This is a genomic window from Prochlorococcus marinus XMU1406, from assembly GCF_017696055.1.
GTDB classification, from domain to species: Bacteria; Cyanobacteriota; Cyanobacteriia; order PCC-6307; family Cyanobiaceae; genus Prochlorococcus_A; species Prochlorococcus_A marinus_W.
The window spans coordinates 644,838-658,386 of record NZ_JAAORG010000001.1; the positions used below are offsets into that span (position 1 = coordinate 644,838).

A 13,549-nucleotide genomic window follows, 5' to 3' on the forward strand; every position below is an offset into this window, starting at 1 on the left:
AGTCTTTAACAGAAAAATTAAATGGATTCGACAAGTGATTTGATAATTGACTCTTTAAAAGAGGAGCCAATTGGTGAAACTGATCACTTTATTTGGTTTATAACAGATATTGGTATTGTTGCCCTATTTAAAAAAGATGAGAACTTTGAAACTTATAGTTCGAACGTCGAAATTGAGGCAAATAAAATTGCTTTGGATATAAGCAAAGAAGAAAAAGATTATCTCAAAATAAAAGAGAGACAGCTTTTCTTGTTTTATTCATAATCTAGGATTTAGTTCTTGATTTAGTAAGATGGCTCAAGGTTAAAGGCCGTCTCAGTAATATTGTTTTCACTAATTAATTCGTAGGTTAGCTCTTTATTTAGGGCATTTATATAAGATGTATAAAGTTTCCCCCAAACAAATTCAAATTCATCTTTACTTAAATTCTTGAAAAGAATTTCTCCTTTGAAGTAAATGTGATAAGAATCATTCATCATGGAAAATTAATCTTATCCTTTTTAACGCAGTGAAATATGTATGTAGTATAAGGCGCTACTAAAAAAAAATTTATATTTAGAAGTTAGAAATACTTTTAGACTATCCGTGTATTCATTTTTTGTTTTTTGAATAATCCGACTGTCTCATCAAGATCCATACAAGGCTGAATACTTATATCCATTAACCTTCTCCAGGGATGCCATTGCTTCCAAATTGTCTCAAGAGAATCTGCACTCACTACAGAATGTCCAATCCCATTTTGAACCATAAAAATCCAAGAATGAACCTCATAGTTTTCAGGTCTGTTTTGGGGACCACCTGATTCGTACCAATTAATTAGCATTTCTGCCCCTTCTTCTTGATCCTCGCCATCTGTAAATTCGTAGGAAATCAAATACCTTTGCATATAGATTATTGTTAAAATCTCTAAACCATTTTAACTCTAGATTTAGATATTGCCTCCCAATTTAATTAATGCTATGAAGTTTATAGAAGTGATTGTTTTAAATGACCGAAAAATTTGGGAAAATTAAAAAGAATATTTTGACTAATTTATCTTTTATAAATAAGACAATCTTGAAGTATTTTCAAAACCATGATCTGTTCGTATAGCTCCAGTTAACAGATAAAATTTGATACTTTTTAAAATACCTTAAATTAGTTACCATATTTGTACTGTATAGATACCAATGATAAATAAAAAGGATCAAAGTGATCCAATTGATAATTTAGAGTATGAAAAAGTTCTAGAAGAAGAAATAATTAATTCGTACGAAAGTAAATTTCAGAAAGATACTGAAGAAGATATTAAAAAGATTAAATTCTACAGACTCAAAAGAACTCCATTAGAAATATTAAATAGGTCATTTTTCTTTTTCTTTATTGGAAGTTTTCTTTTCTCATTGTTTTTAGCTTATTCAGAAAGTAAGTTATGGTTCATACTTTATGTAATAAGTGCATTGTCATGTGTTTTCTATACTCCTAACAGAAAGGCACTTAAAGAATTAATAGCAGCTTGGCCAAATATAGAGGATCTCATTAAAGGGAGGAGTTTGTGGAGAAAAGGTAAGTAAAAAGATTATGAAACCGTTAAATTCATTTAAAAAGTGGTTATTAAATATTCTTGTGCCATACATTGAGGGCACCAACAAGAAGAAAGAGGATAAAAAATGAGTCTAATAAAGGTTGGAATTATTGTTGAAATTTTTTTGTTTGTGGGAGTTTTTTTATGGGTTAGGAAACTAACTAGTAATAAAGGTAGACAACCATCTCTATCAAAAAAAACAATTAAAAATCTCAAATTTTAGAATTTTGATCAAAAAATAAGGAATCTTTATAAAGAGATTAAATTTATGGGGAATTTATTTACTTTTTTCTCTCACTTTGTGTATGCAATCGGTTAGAACATCTATATCTTTCTTAAAAATATGGTTTCCTCCATTCAAGGTCTTGCTCCAATAACCAATCCATTAAATAGTGTCTTAGTAGAAAAGAAACTAATAAATGTTGATCAAAAGTTTATTCAACTTGTTTCTCTGGCAGAAGGTTTACCTCGTACAGAAGTTATTGAAAGTGGAAGGAATTATTGGAGAGGTGTTTGTAGGAGCTTGATTTTTAGATTTCCTGATGACCTTGAAATTTTAAAGCTTGATGTAAGAAGTTATGTAGATAGATCTAAAGGAATCATTCAGATAAGATCTGCAGCCAGATTAGGTCAATCAGATTTAGGCGTTAATCTAAGAAGAGTGGAATACTTGTTTAATCAATTAGAGCAATTTTAATTAATCTGTTTTTTATAAATTTAAGGTTCTTTTTACTAAATAGGTGTGCTTTAATTCATAAGAATATTTGAATTGCCATGGTAAAGATAATCTTAGTTGGAATTATTGTCGCACTTGTATATTCTCAACCTGACCTTCGTCTTACCGTCGCTGATTGGTTAAAAGCAGCTTCTGATTTTCTTATTGAATCAGTACAAGTAAAACCTTGAATTAATTTTTAATGAAGCATTAAAAGAGACCTGAGACAGTAATCATTTGTTTAATGCATACAGCTACGAAAATAAATATTATTATCCTGCTTAATATGTATTTCACTTCAACAAATAAATAGTTTTAGGAACATAATAGAAAATTTTTTTGAAATTTTTGAATAGTTAACGATAATAAGGGATATGAAGCTTAGATTATTTGAGTTCTATTTTATTAAAGACTATTTAAGGCCTTGGTTTGGTCTTATTTATTCTTTATTCTTTCTGTTTTTTTTAGGTGCAATTGGCTATCGAATAACAGAGGGGTGGGAATGGAGTGATTGCTTATGGATGGTTCTAATCACAATAACCACTATTGGTTTTGGAGAAGTTCAACCTTTAAGTCCTGAAGGCAGAATCGTAACTGTTTTAGTAATCGTTGGCGGATTGATCTTTATTCAATTTACCTTTCAAAAAGCTGTTAGATTATTCGAATCTGGCTATTTTCAAAGAGTAAACGAATTACGTTTTAAAAGACTTCTTAGAAAAATGGAAAATCATGTAATTTTGTGCGGATATGGGAGGGTAGGTCAGGAAATATCTAACCAAATAAAAACGCAAAATATTCCAATTATTGTGGTTGAGAGCGATGAAGATAGAAAAAAGATTGCGGAAGAAAATGGTTTAGAAGTTCTTTGTGCTGATGCAACTCTTGACGAGACTTTAAAACTAGCAGGATTAGAAAAATGCAAAAGTTTGGTTGTTACCTTACCTAATGATGCGGCTAATTTATATGTCGTTTTAAGCGCCAAAGGAATAAGAAGTTCTATAAGAGTAATTGCAAGAGCTGGAACTGAAGAAGCTGCAAGTAAGTTGAGATTAGCTGGTGCAAGTATAGTTGTAAGTCCTTATATCGCAGCTGGAAGAGCAATGGCATCCATGGCATTAAGACCTATTGCTATTGACTTTCTAGATCTTCTTGCTGGAAGTGAATGTGAAATTGAAGAATTTGAATTAAGTAATGATATTAGTCTTTTTGAAACTGCAGAGAAAAGATCACTTTCTGAACTTGGAATAGGTAAAAAAAGCGGTGCAAAAATTTTAGCTATTAAAGAAAATGAAAAGTTGTTCACTAATCCTGGTGGTAACTTTATACTTCAGCCAGGTCAGGTATTAATAGCATTTGGTAGTAAAGAACAACTAAATATTTTGAACGGATTATTAGGAAATCTTGTCGTAGCGGTAGAGCTATTAAAATAGATATATCAAAATAATTTGATATATAAATCTTTCAATTTTTTAATTTATTAAAGGCTGTAAATTATCTTTATAAATATCAAACCTAGTTCTCATTACATAGTGGGCATTTTCAAAAAAACACTCATTTTATCTTCTGTAATTTCATTAATACTTTCTCCATCTGCGATGGCTTCAAAAAGATTGAGTGGAGCTGGTGCAACATTTCCTTCAAAAATTTATACAAGATGGTTTTTTGACTTAGCTAAAGCTGGAGGCCCTAGAGTTAATTATCAAGCAGTAGGTTCTGGATCTGGAAGAAAAGCCTTTATAGACGAAACTGTAAATTTTGGTGCATCAGATGAGCCTATGAAAGATTCTGATATAGAGAAAGTTACAAGAGGACTTGTTCAAATACCGATGGTAGGCGGAACAATTGCGTTTGGATATAACTATGATTGCGACTTGAAACTAACTCAAGAGCAGGCTGTTCAAGTAGCAATGGGAATGATAAAAGATTGGAAGGAATTAGGATGTAAATCAGGAAAATTAACTTGGACGCATCGTTCCGATGGTTCAGGCACGACTAAAGCTTTTACTAATTCTATGGAAGCTTTCTCTAAAAGTTGGAATTTAGGTACTGGTAAATCTGTTAAATGGCCTTCGGGAGTTGGAGCAAAAGGTAATTCTGGTGTTGCGGGTGTTATACAAAATACTCCCGGAGCAATTGGTTATGTCAATCAATCATATATAAAAGGGAAGGTAAGAGCTGCAGCTTTACAAAATCTTTCTGACGAATTCGTTACTCCGAATACTGAAGCAGGAGCAATAGCTTTAAATGGAATAAATCTTGATAAGAACTTGGCTGGTAAAAATGCAAACCCTACTGCTAAAGGAGCTTATCCAATAGCAACCCTAACTTGGATACTCGCTTATGAAAAAGGTAATGGTAGGAATACCAATGCAATTCAAGATACATTCTATAAATTGCTCAGCGATGAATACCAATCAAAAGCTCCTGCCTTAGGTTTCGTTCCCTTGAAAGGAGAAATTTTAAAAAAATCAAGAGCCGCCGTAAAAAAAATAGGTAGATAAATTTTTCAATCCATGTCAAATTATCATGACTTTCATATACCTTTAACCCCTCTTAAAGTCTTTTACAACATTTAGTAGTAGATTTATAGAGATATTCTTTTTTTAATGGAAGAGAAATTAACTCTTTTCAAGAATCGTAAAAGATTCGGTATCGAAAAAAATATAGATATTATCTTCAAGAATACTGCTCTAGTCTTGTCTAGTTTCGTAGCAATAATACTTTTAGGAATTATTTTAGTAGTCTTTTTTCAGTCATTTGAATCCTTTTCAAGGTATGGCTTGAAGTTTCTCGTAACCTCTGAATGGAATCCAGTAAAAGATGAATATGGAGCTTTTACTGCAATATATGGCACATTAGTAACTTCATTCCTGTCGCTATTAATAACTATCCCTTTGGGAGTTGGAACTGCAATATTTATTACCGAAGACTTTGTGCCTAAAGTTGTTAGAGAAATAATAGGTTCTTTTGTTGAATTATTAGCAGCTATTCCATCAGTTGTATTAGGACTTTGGGCAATATTTGTTATGGAACCTTTTTTTAGAGCATTTTTTGTCTTTTTACATAATTTCTTTGGTTGGATACCTTTATTCAGTACTGAACCTACAGGTAGGAATTCTTTGCTAGCAATATTAATTTTAGTCGTGATGCTTTTGCCAATTGTGACCTCCATTGCAAGAGATTCACTCAATCAGGTTCCTAAAAAGCTTAGAAATGCAGCATATGGAATTGGAGCAAGTAGATGGAAAACAATATTTTCAGTAATCTTGCCAGCAGGGTTATCAGGAATTATGGCAGGTGTTTTATTAGCTTTAGGCAGAGCGATGGGAGAAACTATGGCTGTGACAATGATTATTGGTAATTCCAATGCATTTAGTTGGTCTCTATTATCTCCTGGATATACCATTTCTTCCATGCTTGCAAACCAGTTTGGCGAGGCTGATGGAAGTCAGGTTTCATCACTCTTTTATGCAGCTTTTGTACTGATGATCCTATCTTTAGTTGTTAATATCTTTGCGCAATGGCTAGTTAAGAAATTTAGTCTCAAATATTAGATAATTATGAATTCTCTTTATTACCAGAAAAGATTATCAAGAAATATAGGAGATAAATTCTTTACTTCTTTATCAGTAATTTGTGCATTGATCGCAATACTACCTTTGATTTTTCTGGTCACTTATATTCTCATCAAAGGTGGATCCCAAATCACACCAGAACTATTTACTTTAGAACCAAATCCCCCTGGAGATGATTTAGATGCAGGTGGTATTAATCCTGCATTGATCGGAACATTAATAATAACTACCATTGCTTCAATTATCGCTATACCAGTAGGTGTTGGTGGTGGAATATATCTAGCTGAATACTCCAAAGGTGGAGCTTTTTCAAGATTTATCAGATTCGGGGTAAATGTTTTAGCTGGAGTCCCTTCAATTATTGCTGGAGTATTTATTTATGCCTTAATTGTTTCAACAAAGATCTTATTTGGAAGTATGTACAGTGGCTTGGCCGGAGGTATGGCACTTTCAATATTAATGTTGCCTACTGTGATTAAAACGACTGATGAAGGTTTAAAGCTGGTGCCTAATGAGTTGAGATATGCGTCTCTTGGCGTTGGAGCAAGTATGTGTACAACCATATTAAAAGTTACACTACCTTCCGCATTTAGATCTATTGCTACTGGCGTTGTACTTGGTATCGCAAGAGCTGCAGGTGAAACAGCACCTTTGATATTTACGGCTTTATTCTCTTACTACTACATAACAGGCTTTGGAGACTTGTTTTATGAGATGGGTTCTTTGGCTGTATTGATATACAACTTTGCCCTTGAACCTTACGATGCCCAGAATAAACTAGCTTGGGCAGCTTCCTTTATTCTTGTTTTATCGATACTATCAGTAAATATATTTTCAAGGATATTAGCCGCTTTTACTGAGAAAACTAAGAGGGTATAAATGATTAAAACTAATAAAAAAATTCCAAAAAATATCATTTTATCCCTTGAGAATGTCTCTATTAGCTATGGAACTTTTGAAGCCGTAAGAAATGTTTTTTGTAACTTTAAAAAAGGGAATATTACCTCCCTTATTGGACCTTCAGGTTGTGGTAAATCAACTATTCTTAGATCTCTAAACAGAATGAACGATTTAATTCCTAATTGCTCATTAAAAGGGACTGTCCTGTTTGATGGAACTAATATTTACGATAAAAGAGTAGATCCAGTTGAAGTGAGAAGAAGAATAGGAATGGTCTTTCAACAACCTAATCCTTTTCCTAAATCTATCTATGAAAATATTGCGTTTGGAGCAAGAATTAATGGCTTTACTGGAGATATGGATGAATTAGTGGAGAGCTCACTTAGAAAAGCAGCTTTATGGGACGAATGTAAGGATAAATTGAATGATAGTGGTTACTCTTTATCTGGTGGACAACAACAAAGATTATGTATCGCTAGAACCATTGCAATTGAACCTGAAATAATTCTCATGGATGAGCCTTGTTCAGCATTAGATCCAATCTCGACTTTAAAAATAGAAGAGACGATGCATGAACTTAAGAAGAATTACACAATAATAATCGTTACCCATAATATGCAACAGGCATTAAGAGTTAGTGATATGACTGCATTTTTTAATGCTATTGAATATGAAGACGGCGATGGAGGTAAAGTCGGATATCTTGCAGAATTTAATTCTACTAAGAAAATTTTTAATTCTCCCAAAGAAAAGACTACTCAGGAATACATATCAGGTAAATTTGGTTGATGTTTAATTTTTACTTTTAAAAGAAAAATTTTTACCTTAAACAGGGGCTAGGGGTAGACAAACAGTATAAATACCTATATAGTTATTTCGAATTAATAAAGTTTATCTTTGAAAAACTACCCTTTTCTACCTTTCTTGATTTTTGCAGGAGCTCTCATAACAACTGCAACAATAGGATTGCCCGTATTTACTTCATAATTTAAGAGTATTTCTTTTTCAGGTAATCTTATGGTTTCAATATTAAATAAAGAATTAATTGGAAGTCCTCATAAAACCTTAATAAAGGGAAATTTATTTGACTTTATAAAAAAAAGAGAGAATATGAATCTGTGTGGGAGTGAAAAATCTGTATTAAAACCATTTTTAAAAGTGGTTAATTTCTAATTTATTTATCATGGATAAAACTAAAGAACAGTTAGAAAAATTAAGAGAAGTAGCAGAAGCATCTCTAACAAAAACGGATGAACTTCAAAAAGTTCTTGCTCAAATCGAAGCTTTAATGTCTAGAGAAGAATCACAAACATTATCAAAGAAGAAGTAATTATTTAAAAAATAATTTTAGGTTTTGTACTTTTAATTACACCTCTACAAATCCATTGTAGTTATTAATTGGTTATGCAGAACCCGTTCCAAAGTTTTCTGTTAGGTCTCGAGGTCTTACCTTCTTTAAGTAAAAGACCTCTTTAAATTGTATGTTTTTATTATATTTTTATAACCTGCTTATTTAGTTGATTACTTTATAGATTTCTTTCAAGCAGACATTTACATCGAAAGATTCAGTATTTACAACTTCTAATCCTGTTTTTTGTGTAACTTCAACAGTGGCATTGCATTCGTCTTGTTTAAGAGCCATGTAACTTGGCTTTTTATTTTCCATGTCTAGTTCAAGACTTGATTCAGTTTCTTCCTTGTATTGCTCCATTACTAGTGTAAGTGCTTCTATTTCAACGGAAAAATTATCATTTGCTTTTGCCCCAAATGGCATGAAAAGAAATGGAAATAAAATCAAGGCTATTAATTTTTTCATTTCTATAAAATGTGTTTATTTTTTTTATAACGTGGATTGTCTGCTAAAGAAAGGGTCATTAGCTGTATAAATTTTTTATTATCTATTTCTACTAGTAGAAATAGATTAATAGACACAAATTAGTAGATAAATAAAATAAACGAGACTTTTAAGTATAAATTGGTATATCTAAATGAAAAATTTAAGTCACTTCAATAGGTTTTTTTAAGATTTTATTTCGATAATTTCTTCTTCCGAAACAATTGCCCATTTTTTAAATGACTTTTTGCAGGGATATCCGCCTGTTAAGTCTCCAAATGCAGGAATATATAAAACATTTTTATTCATATCCATTGCAAAGCACCTAAATGATAATTTATCTCCATTGTTTTTTATATAGATTTTTGGATGATAATGTCCACAAATATTCAAGGTATTTTTGTTCTCTGATTTAACTGGCTCATGACTAAAAGTAATATTTTTAGTTTTTCTAATATCAAAAATTTTTATATTTTTAATATCACAACCTACATCGTGATTACCGAGGATAAGTTCAACATTAGTTTTTAGTAGCTCAGGAAGATCTTCAACTTTTTTTTGAAGAGTTTTATCTATTGAATATTTGCTGTGGAATAAATCTCCCAATATTATTAACTTTTCAGGACTATATTTTTTTACTATTTTTTTTATTCTTGCGAAATTATTTTTATCTGAATTATTAGTAAGAGGTATACCATTTTGCTGAAAATACTCAGCTTTCCCAAGATGAATATCGCATATTAACAACTCTTTTGTTTCTGGTAGAAATAACGCTCTTGAAGGAAGCATCTCTAACAATGTATCTTCCCAACAAAATTTAAAAGAACTTTTTTTCATTTAATCACTATATTTTTTTATAAGTTTTTCTACTCTTTTTTCTATTGGTTCATTGCTTAAAGTATTTTTAAGTCTTTCAACTAATAAAGGGAAAGCAAAAGGCGTTGGAGTTTTTATCTCGTTTAATATAATTTTTAAATTTTTTAATCTTTCTAATGATCTAGATATTCTTTTATTTTCTAATTGATATTCTTTAACTTCTTGATGCGATTGTTTTATCAAAAGATGGTCTTCTTCATATTTAGTAAAGACATCGTAGAAAAGACTTGAACTTATTTGAAGTTGAGAGGAGGTTTTTGTTTTTGTTGGATTATTTTGATTTACAAGTCCACTTATTTGGGCAATATTTTTAAATCTTCGTTTTGTTAATTCTGAAAAATTAATTGCATTTTCTAGATCTTCTTCTAATTTTTTGTTATTCAAAAAGTAATCAGCTTCTTTTTTTATTATGGAAAAATCATAATCTTCTGCGGTAGTTAAGCTGAATCCAAAATCATTAGCAGTAATGCTAAATGTAGATTGTTTTAATTTTGCCAATCTCAAAGCCCATAAAAATGCAATTCCTTCATTTACAAATTTGCCATCAAGTGTAAAAACAAAAAGATTTGATAAATCTTTGGTTTTATATATTTCTATGAGGAATTCATCTTTCTTTGGAATATTTGAAAGAACTTTTTGTTTCTTCAATATTGGTCGTAATGAATTGAGTTCAGGATTTAAGTAATCATAATTTTCTAGTTCATTGCATATATCTATTTCATTTCTCAAACTCTCACAAAGTAGATCAGAAATTGCCATTTGACCTCCAACCCATGCAGGAATTAGAGAACTTTTTTTTGTTGATTTTTTAACGTATAAGATCATATCTCTTATCCTTACAAATTGAAGCATTTTGCCAGCAAAGTAAAATGTATCTCCAGGATTTAATTTTGAAGCAAAATTCTCCTCTAAATTACCTAAAGATTTACCTTTCATATATTTGACATTCACAAATTTGTCACTTGTAATAGTCCCAATATTGAACTTATGCATTCTTATTAAAGATTTGTCTTTTACAAAATACTTAAATTTTTCATTATTATTTTGTAATTCTTCTTTAACTATCTTTTTATATTTTGGGTATGCTTTAAGACATTTTCCTCCATATTCTAAAAAGTCAAGACACCAATTCCAATCTTGATCTTTTAAGTTTCTATAACTCCAGCAATTTTTAATTCTTTCTTTCTCAATTTTCGGATCAAAGCCATTTCCACATGCCAAACTTATTAGATGTTGTAGAAGTACATCATAAGATAATTCAGGAATTCTAATTTCCTCAGATATACCACTTTTTATTATTCTTCTCATTGCACTAATCTCTAATAACTCTAAAGAATTAGTAGGCATAAAAATTATTTTTGATTTTCCACCTGGTCTATGAGCACTTCTTCCCGCTCTTTGGATTAGTCTAGCTAAATTCTTTGCACTACCAATTTGAACTATTTGATCTACAGGTTGGAAGTCAACTCCCAAATCTAACGAGCTGGTGCAGACTACCCATTTTATTAATCCGTCTTTAACCCCTTCTTCAACTCTTTTTCTATCTTCTTTATCCAGGGAGCCGTGATGTAGTGCAATTTTGTCTTCCATATCTGGGAGAAAAAATTTAAGACATTGATACCATCTTTCAGATTGATTTCTCGTATTGGTGAACAATAAGGTGCTTTTATTTTTATCTAGGATTTTTAATAGTGAAGAATGACTTCTAATCCCAAGATGCCCACTCCATGGAAAGGTAGTTTCCTCCTCTGGTAAAACACTTATAATTTCGATCTCTTTTTGAATATTTGTACTTATAATTTTGGGTTTAATAGCGCTCATCCCAACTATTACTCTTGCTGCTTCTTCAATATTCCCAATAGTTGCAGACATTGCCCAAATTTGTAAATTTTTTATATTACCTCTTAGCCAACTTAAAGATAACTCGCACTGGTTTCCTCTTTTACTACCCATCAATTCATGCCATTCATCAATAATTATTGATGACAACTCCTTGAATAGATTATTAGATTCTTTATTAGAAAGTAAAAGAGATAAAGACTCTGGAGTGGTAATAAGAATATTAGGTGGTTTAGCTATTTGCTTTTTCTTTTCATATGGGGTTGTATCTCCGTTCCTAATCTCAACAGTGATTTCTTTATTAAAATGTAAAGCTGCTAATTGGATGGAATTTTTTAGATCTCTACTTAGTGCTTTTAAAGGGGTAATTAACAATATATTCACACTTTTATTATTTTTGGGATCTTCTATCTTTGATAGAGGTCCCATTAATGCAGCATAAGTTTTGCCGCATCCAGTAGGAACTTGTATTATTCCACTCTCTCCATTTAAAAATGCTTCCCAAGATTTGATCTGATAGGTTAGTGGCTCCCATCCATTTGTGGAGAAAAACTTTTTAATTTTAGAAATTAAATTATTTTGCTTATTATTTTTCGTAATATTTTTCATGATATTTTTTTCATTAGTTCATAAGCATTCTCTAGGCTATCTGCATCATTAATTTTTTTATCTTTTCTCCATTTTGTTATTCTTGGAAATCGTACTGCTATGCCTGACTTATGACGTTTAGAAATTTGTATTTTCTCAAAAGATATTTCGAATACCATTTCTGGTTTTAACGATCGAACAGGACCAAATTTTTCTATTGTATTTTTTCTTATCCATTTATCTAGCTCTTTAATCTCAATATTCGTTAAACCAGAATATGCACTTGCAAATTTAATTAATTCTTTGTCTTTCCATAATGCAAAACTGTAATCTGTATACAGACCAGCTCTTCTACCGCTACCGCCCTTAGCGTAAATTAGAACAGCATCCAGTTGCATAGGATCAACTTTATATTTCCACCAAATACCTTTCTTTCTACCAGGGGAGTATATAGAAGTCTTTTTCTTGATTATTAATCCTTCAGTATTATTTTCTCGAGATTTTTCTTTATAATTTAAAGCGTCAGGCCAATCTTTAGGAAAGATTAAATCACATATTTTGAAAATATCAGTGATATTATTCTCAGTTTTAATTTGCCATTTTGAAAAATATTTTTCTAACTCAATTCTTCTATTTTCTAATTTAATTTCTCTTATATCTCTCCCATTAATCTCTAAAAGATCATAAGCAATAAAAATAATAGGATATTTTATTTGGATTGATCTAGTAGGCGATTTTCTATTTATTCTTTTTTGAAGTAAAGAAAAATCAAAGGCAATTTGTTCTTTAAAATTCCAAACTAATAATTCCCCATCAAGAACAAAATCATCTTTTATATGTGACATTTTATCTACTAATTCTGGGAAAGATTCATTTACTAATTCTTGCCCTCTTGTCCATAACGAAACATTGCCTGATCTTTTAATTAATTGCATCCTTATACCATCGTATTTCCATTCAAATTGAAAGTGATTTGTTGGATTTTTGAAGATTTTATCTTCAATAGTATTTGCTAGAAGAAATGGAAATGGTTTGGAATTTAACTCTTGAAGATTGATATTCTTGTTAATTAAAAATTTATATGAATCAATTGAAGGTTTAAAATCACCCATCAACCTATGAGAAATAATCTCTTCCTCAATATTAATTAGTTTTGATATTGATTTTGTGATTAATCCGATAGAGACTCCTACTCTAAAAGTTCCTGTAAGAATTTTATTAAAAATTAGATGGTTATCTTCAGGTAATGTTTCCCAAAGATTTTTAATTTCTAAATTTTTCTCCTGCTCATTAAGTATTGATAATGCAGGTATTGTTTCGCTTAGTAATTCATTGAGACTTATATTTGATAATTTCTTTTTTCTAGAATTAGTTTTATTTTTAAGTAATAATGTTATTACCTCAGCAGAATCACCAACTTTTAAATAACATGTATCAATTAACCATTGAGGATATTCATATATTTGAGAAAAAAGATTTTTTAAATATCTTCCACTAATAAATCTCTTATTACTTTTTCCAGTTAGTAAATATATTGCCCATGAATTATCTATTGGATCATTAGATAAAAAATAATTCTTTAAAACTTCAATTTTATTATTTGTACTATTAAATGAATCTAGATCGCAAAATAATTCTGAAAACTTTTTTAAGCTCAT

At 30.6% G+C, this 13,549-nt stretch carries 17 protein-coding genes; 11 read left to right on the forward strand and 6 right to left on the reverse strand.

Annotated features, from left to right (window positions below):
• Positions 1 to 21: 21 nt before the first annotated feature.
• The gene (locus tag HA149_RS03710; RefSeq protein ID WP_209113138.1) at positions 22 to 264 is read left to right on the forward strand and encodes a hypothetical protein; all 243 of its coding nucleotides are present in this window, start codon (positions 22 to 24) and stop codon (positions 262 to 264) included.
• 20 nt (positions 265 to 284) lie between these two features.
• Here the strand turns inward: HA149_RS03710 and HA149_RS03715 are convergent, their stop codons facing one another.
• A complete protein-coding gene (locus tag HA149_RS03715; RefSeq protein ID WP_209113140.1) occupies positions 285 to 479 on the reverse strand; it encodes a hypothetical protein in 195 nt (64 codons plus the stop codon).
• A gap of 95 nt (positions 480 to 574) precedes the next feature.
• Positions 575 to 886 carry a DUF3303 domain-containing protein gene (locus HA149_RS03720; protein ID WP_011818215.1) on the reverse strand — a complete coding sequence of 104 codons (312 nt, stop codon included), beginning with the start codon at positions 884 to 886 and terminating at the stop codon, positions 575 to 577.
• Between the two features lie 283 nt (positions 887 to 1,169).
• Here HA149_RS03720 and HA149_RS03725 point away from each other — a divergent pair, with 283 nt between their 5' ends.
• The 10 genes from HA149_RS03725 (at position 1,170) to HA149_RS03765 (ending at position 8,084) form a co-directional block, all read left to right on the forward strand.
• Positions 1,170 to 1,553 carry a DUP family protein gene (locus tag HA149_RS03725; RefSeq protein WP_079339727.1) on the forward strand — a complete coding sequence of 128 codons (384 nt, stop codon included), beginning with the start codon at positions 1,170 to 1,172 and terminating at the stop codon, positions 1,551 to 1,553.
• Positions 1,554 to 1,649: 96 nt separating this feature from the next.
• Positions 1,650 to 1,787 (forward strand): hypothetical protein, encoded by a 138-nt coding sequence (locus tag HA149_RS03730; RefSeq protein WP_209113143.1) that lies wholly within the window; start codon positions 1,650 to 1,652, stop codon positions 1,785 to 1,787.
• A 120-nt stretch (positions 1,788 to 1,907) separates the two neighbouring features.
• Positions 1,908 to 2,261 (forward strand): DUF1499 domain-containing protein, encoded by a 354-nt coding sequence (locus HA149_RS03735; protein ID WP_209113145.1) that lies wholly within the window; start codon positions 1,908 to 1,910, stop codon positions 2,259 to 2,261.
• A 77-nt stretch (positions 2,262 to 2,338) separates the two neighbouring features.
• A complete protein-coding gene (locus HA149_RS09575; RefSeq protein ID WP_011818220.1) occupies positions 2,339 to 2,470 on the forward strand; it encodes a hypothetical protein in 132 nt (43 codons plus the stop codon).
• A gap of 183 nt (positions 2,471 to 2,653) precedes the next feature.
• Positions 2,654 to 3,709 (forward strand): potassium channel family protein, encoded by a 1,056-nt coding sequence (locus HA149_RS03740; protein WP_011376270.1) that lies wholly within the window; start codon positions 2,654 to 2,656, stop codon positions 3,707 to 3,709.
• A 99-nt stretch (positions 3,710 to 3,808) separates the two neighbouring features.
• Positions 3,809 to 4,780: a phosphate ABC transporter substrate-binding protein PstS gene (gene pstS, locus HA149_RS03745; RefSeq protein ID WP_209113147.1), complete on the forward strand. Its 972-nt coding sequence runs from the start codon at positions 3,809 to 3,811 to the stop codon at positions 4,778 to 4,780.
• Positions 4,781 to 4,885: 105 nt separating this feature from the next.
• Complete coding sequence (gene pstC / locus HA149_RS03750; RefSeq protein ID WP_209113149.1) at positions 4,886 to 5,833, forward strand: phosphate ABC transporter permease subunit PstC; 948 nt, start codon at positions 4,886 to 4,888, stop codon at positions 5,831 to 5,833.
• Positions 5,834 to 5,839: 6 nt separating this feature from the next.
• Positions 5,840 to 6,733, forward strand: a complete 894-nt coding sequence (gene pstA / locus HA149_RS03755) for a phosphate ABC transporter permease PstA (protein WP_209113151.1) — start codon at positions 5,840 to 5,842, stop codon at positions 6,731 to 6,733.
• Complete coding sequence (gene pstB, locus HA149_RS03760) at positions 6,734 to 7,543, forward strand: phosphate ABC transporter ATP-binding protein PstB (protein WP_209113153.1); 810 nt, start codon at positions 6,734 to 6,736, stop codon at positions 7,541 to 7,543.
• A 394-nt stretch (positions 7,544 to 7,937) separates the two neighbouring features.
• A complete protein-coding gene (locus HA149_RS03765) occupies positions 7,938 to 8,084 on the forward strand; it encodes a hypothetical protein (RefSeq protein ID WP_002808068.1) in 147 nt (48 codons plus the stop codon).
• 183 nt (positions 8,085 to 8,267) lie between these two features.
• Here the strand turns inward: HA149_RS03765 and HA149_RS03770 are convergent, their stop codons facing one another.
• From HA149_RS03770 to HA149_RS03785, 4 genes are all read right to left on the reverse strand, one after another.
• Positions 8,268 to 8,570 carry a hypothetical protein gene (locus HA149_RS03770; RefSeq protein WP_209113155.1) on the reverse strand — a complete coding sequence of 101 codons (303 nt, stop codon included), beginning with the start codon at positions 8,568 to 8,570 and terminating at the stop codon, positions 8,268 to 8,270.
• Positions 8,571 to 8,774: 204 nt separating this feature from the next.
• Complete coding sequence (gene pdeM / locus HA149_RS03775) at positions 8,775 to 9,425, reverse strand: ligase-associated DNA damage response endonuclease PdeM (protein ID WP_209113157.1); 651 nt, start codon at positions 9,423 to 9,425, stop codon at positions 8,775 to 8,777.
• Positions 9,426 to 11,912, reverse strand: a complete 2,487-nt coding sequence (locus HA149_RS03780) for a ligase-associated DNA damage response DEXH box helicase (protein ID WP_209113159.1) — start codon at positions 11,910 to 11,912, stop codon at positions 9,426 to 9,428.
• Complete coding sequence (locus HA149_RS03785) at positions 11,909 to 13,549, reverse strand: ATP-dependent DNA ligase (protein ID WP_209113161.1); 1,641 nt, start codon at positions 13,547 to 13,549, stop codon at positions 11,909 to 11,911. The genes HA149_RS03780 and HA149_RS03785 overlap by 4 nt, the downstream gene beginning before the upstream one ends.

Coding starts and splice junctions, on each gene's coding strand:
- pstB (WP_209113153.1), top strand. CDS start 6,734: ATGATTAAAACTAATAAAAAAATTCCAAAAAATATCATTTTATCCCTT.
- pstA (WP_209113151.1), top strand. CDS start 5,840: ATGAATTCTCTTTATTACCAGAAAAGATTATCAAGAAATATAGGAGAT.
- HA149_RS09575 (WP_011818220.1), top strand. CDS start 2,339: ATGGTAAAGATAATCTTAGTTGGAATTATTGTCGCACTTGTATATTCT.
- HA149_RS03720 (WP_011818215.1), bottom strand. CDS start 886: ATGCAAAGGTATTTGATTTCCTACGAATTTACAGATGGCGAGGATCAA.
- HA149_RS03770 (WP_209113155.1), bottom strand. CDS start 8,570: ATGAAAAAATTAATAGCCTTGATTTTATTTCCATTTCTTTTCATGCCA.
- HA149_RS03780 (WP_209113159.1), bottom strand. CDS start 11,912: ATGAAAAATATTACGAAAAATAATAAGCAAAATAATTTAATTTCTAAA.
- HA149_RS03735 (WP_209113145.1), top strand. CDS start 1,908: ATGGTTTCCTCCATTCAAGGTCTTGCTCCAATAACCAATCCATTAAAT.
- HA149_RS03730 (WP_209113143.1), top strand. CDS start 1,650: ATGAGTCTAATAAAGGTTGGAATTATTGTTGAAATTTTTTTGTTTGTG.
- HA149_RS03710 (WP_209113138.1), top strand. CDS start 22: ATGGATTCGACAAGTGATTTGATAATTGACTCTTTAAAAGAGGAGCCA.
- HA149_RS03765 (WP_002808068.1), top strand. CDS start 7,938: ATGGATAAAACTAAAGAACAGTTAGAAAAATTAAGAGAAGTAGCAGAA.
- HA149_RS03715 (WP_209113140.1), bottom strand. CDS start 479: ATGATGAATGATTCTTATCACATTTACTTCAAAGGAGAAATTCTTTTC.
- pstC (WP_209113149.1), top strand. CDS start 4,886: ATGGAAGAGAAATTAACTCTTTTCAAGAATCGTAAAAGATTCGGTATC.
- HA149_RS03785 (WP_209113161.1), bottom strand. CDS start 13,549: ATGAGCTTAAAAAAGTTTTCAGAATTATTTTGCGATCTAGATTCATTT.
- HA149_RS03725 (WP_079339727.1), top strand. CDS start 1,170: ATGATAAATAAAAAGGATCAAAGTGATCCAATTGATAATTTAGAGTAT.
- pdeM (WP_209113157.1), bottom strand. CDS start 9,425: ATGAAAAAAAGTTCTTTTAAATTTTGTTGGGAAGATACATTGTTAGAG.
- HA149_RS03740 (WP_011376270.1), top strand. CDS start 2,654: ATGAAGCTTAGATTATTTGAGTTCTATTTTATTAAAGACTATTTAAGG.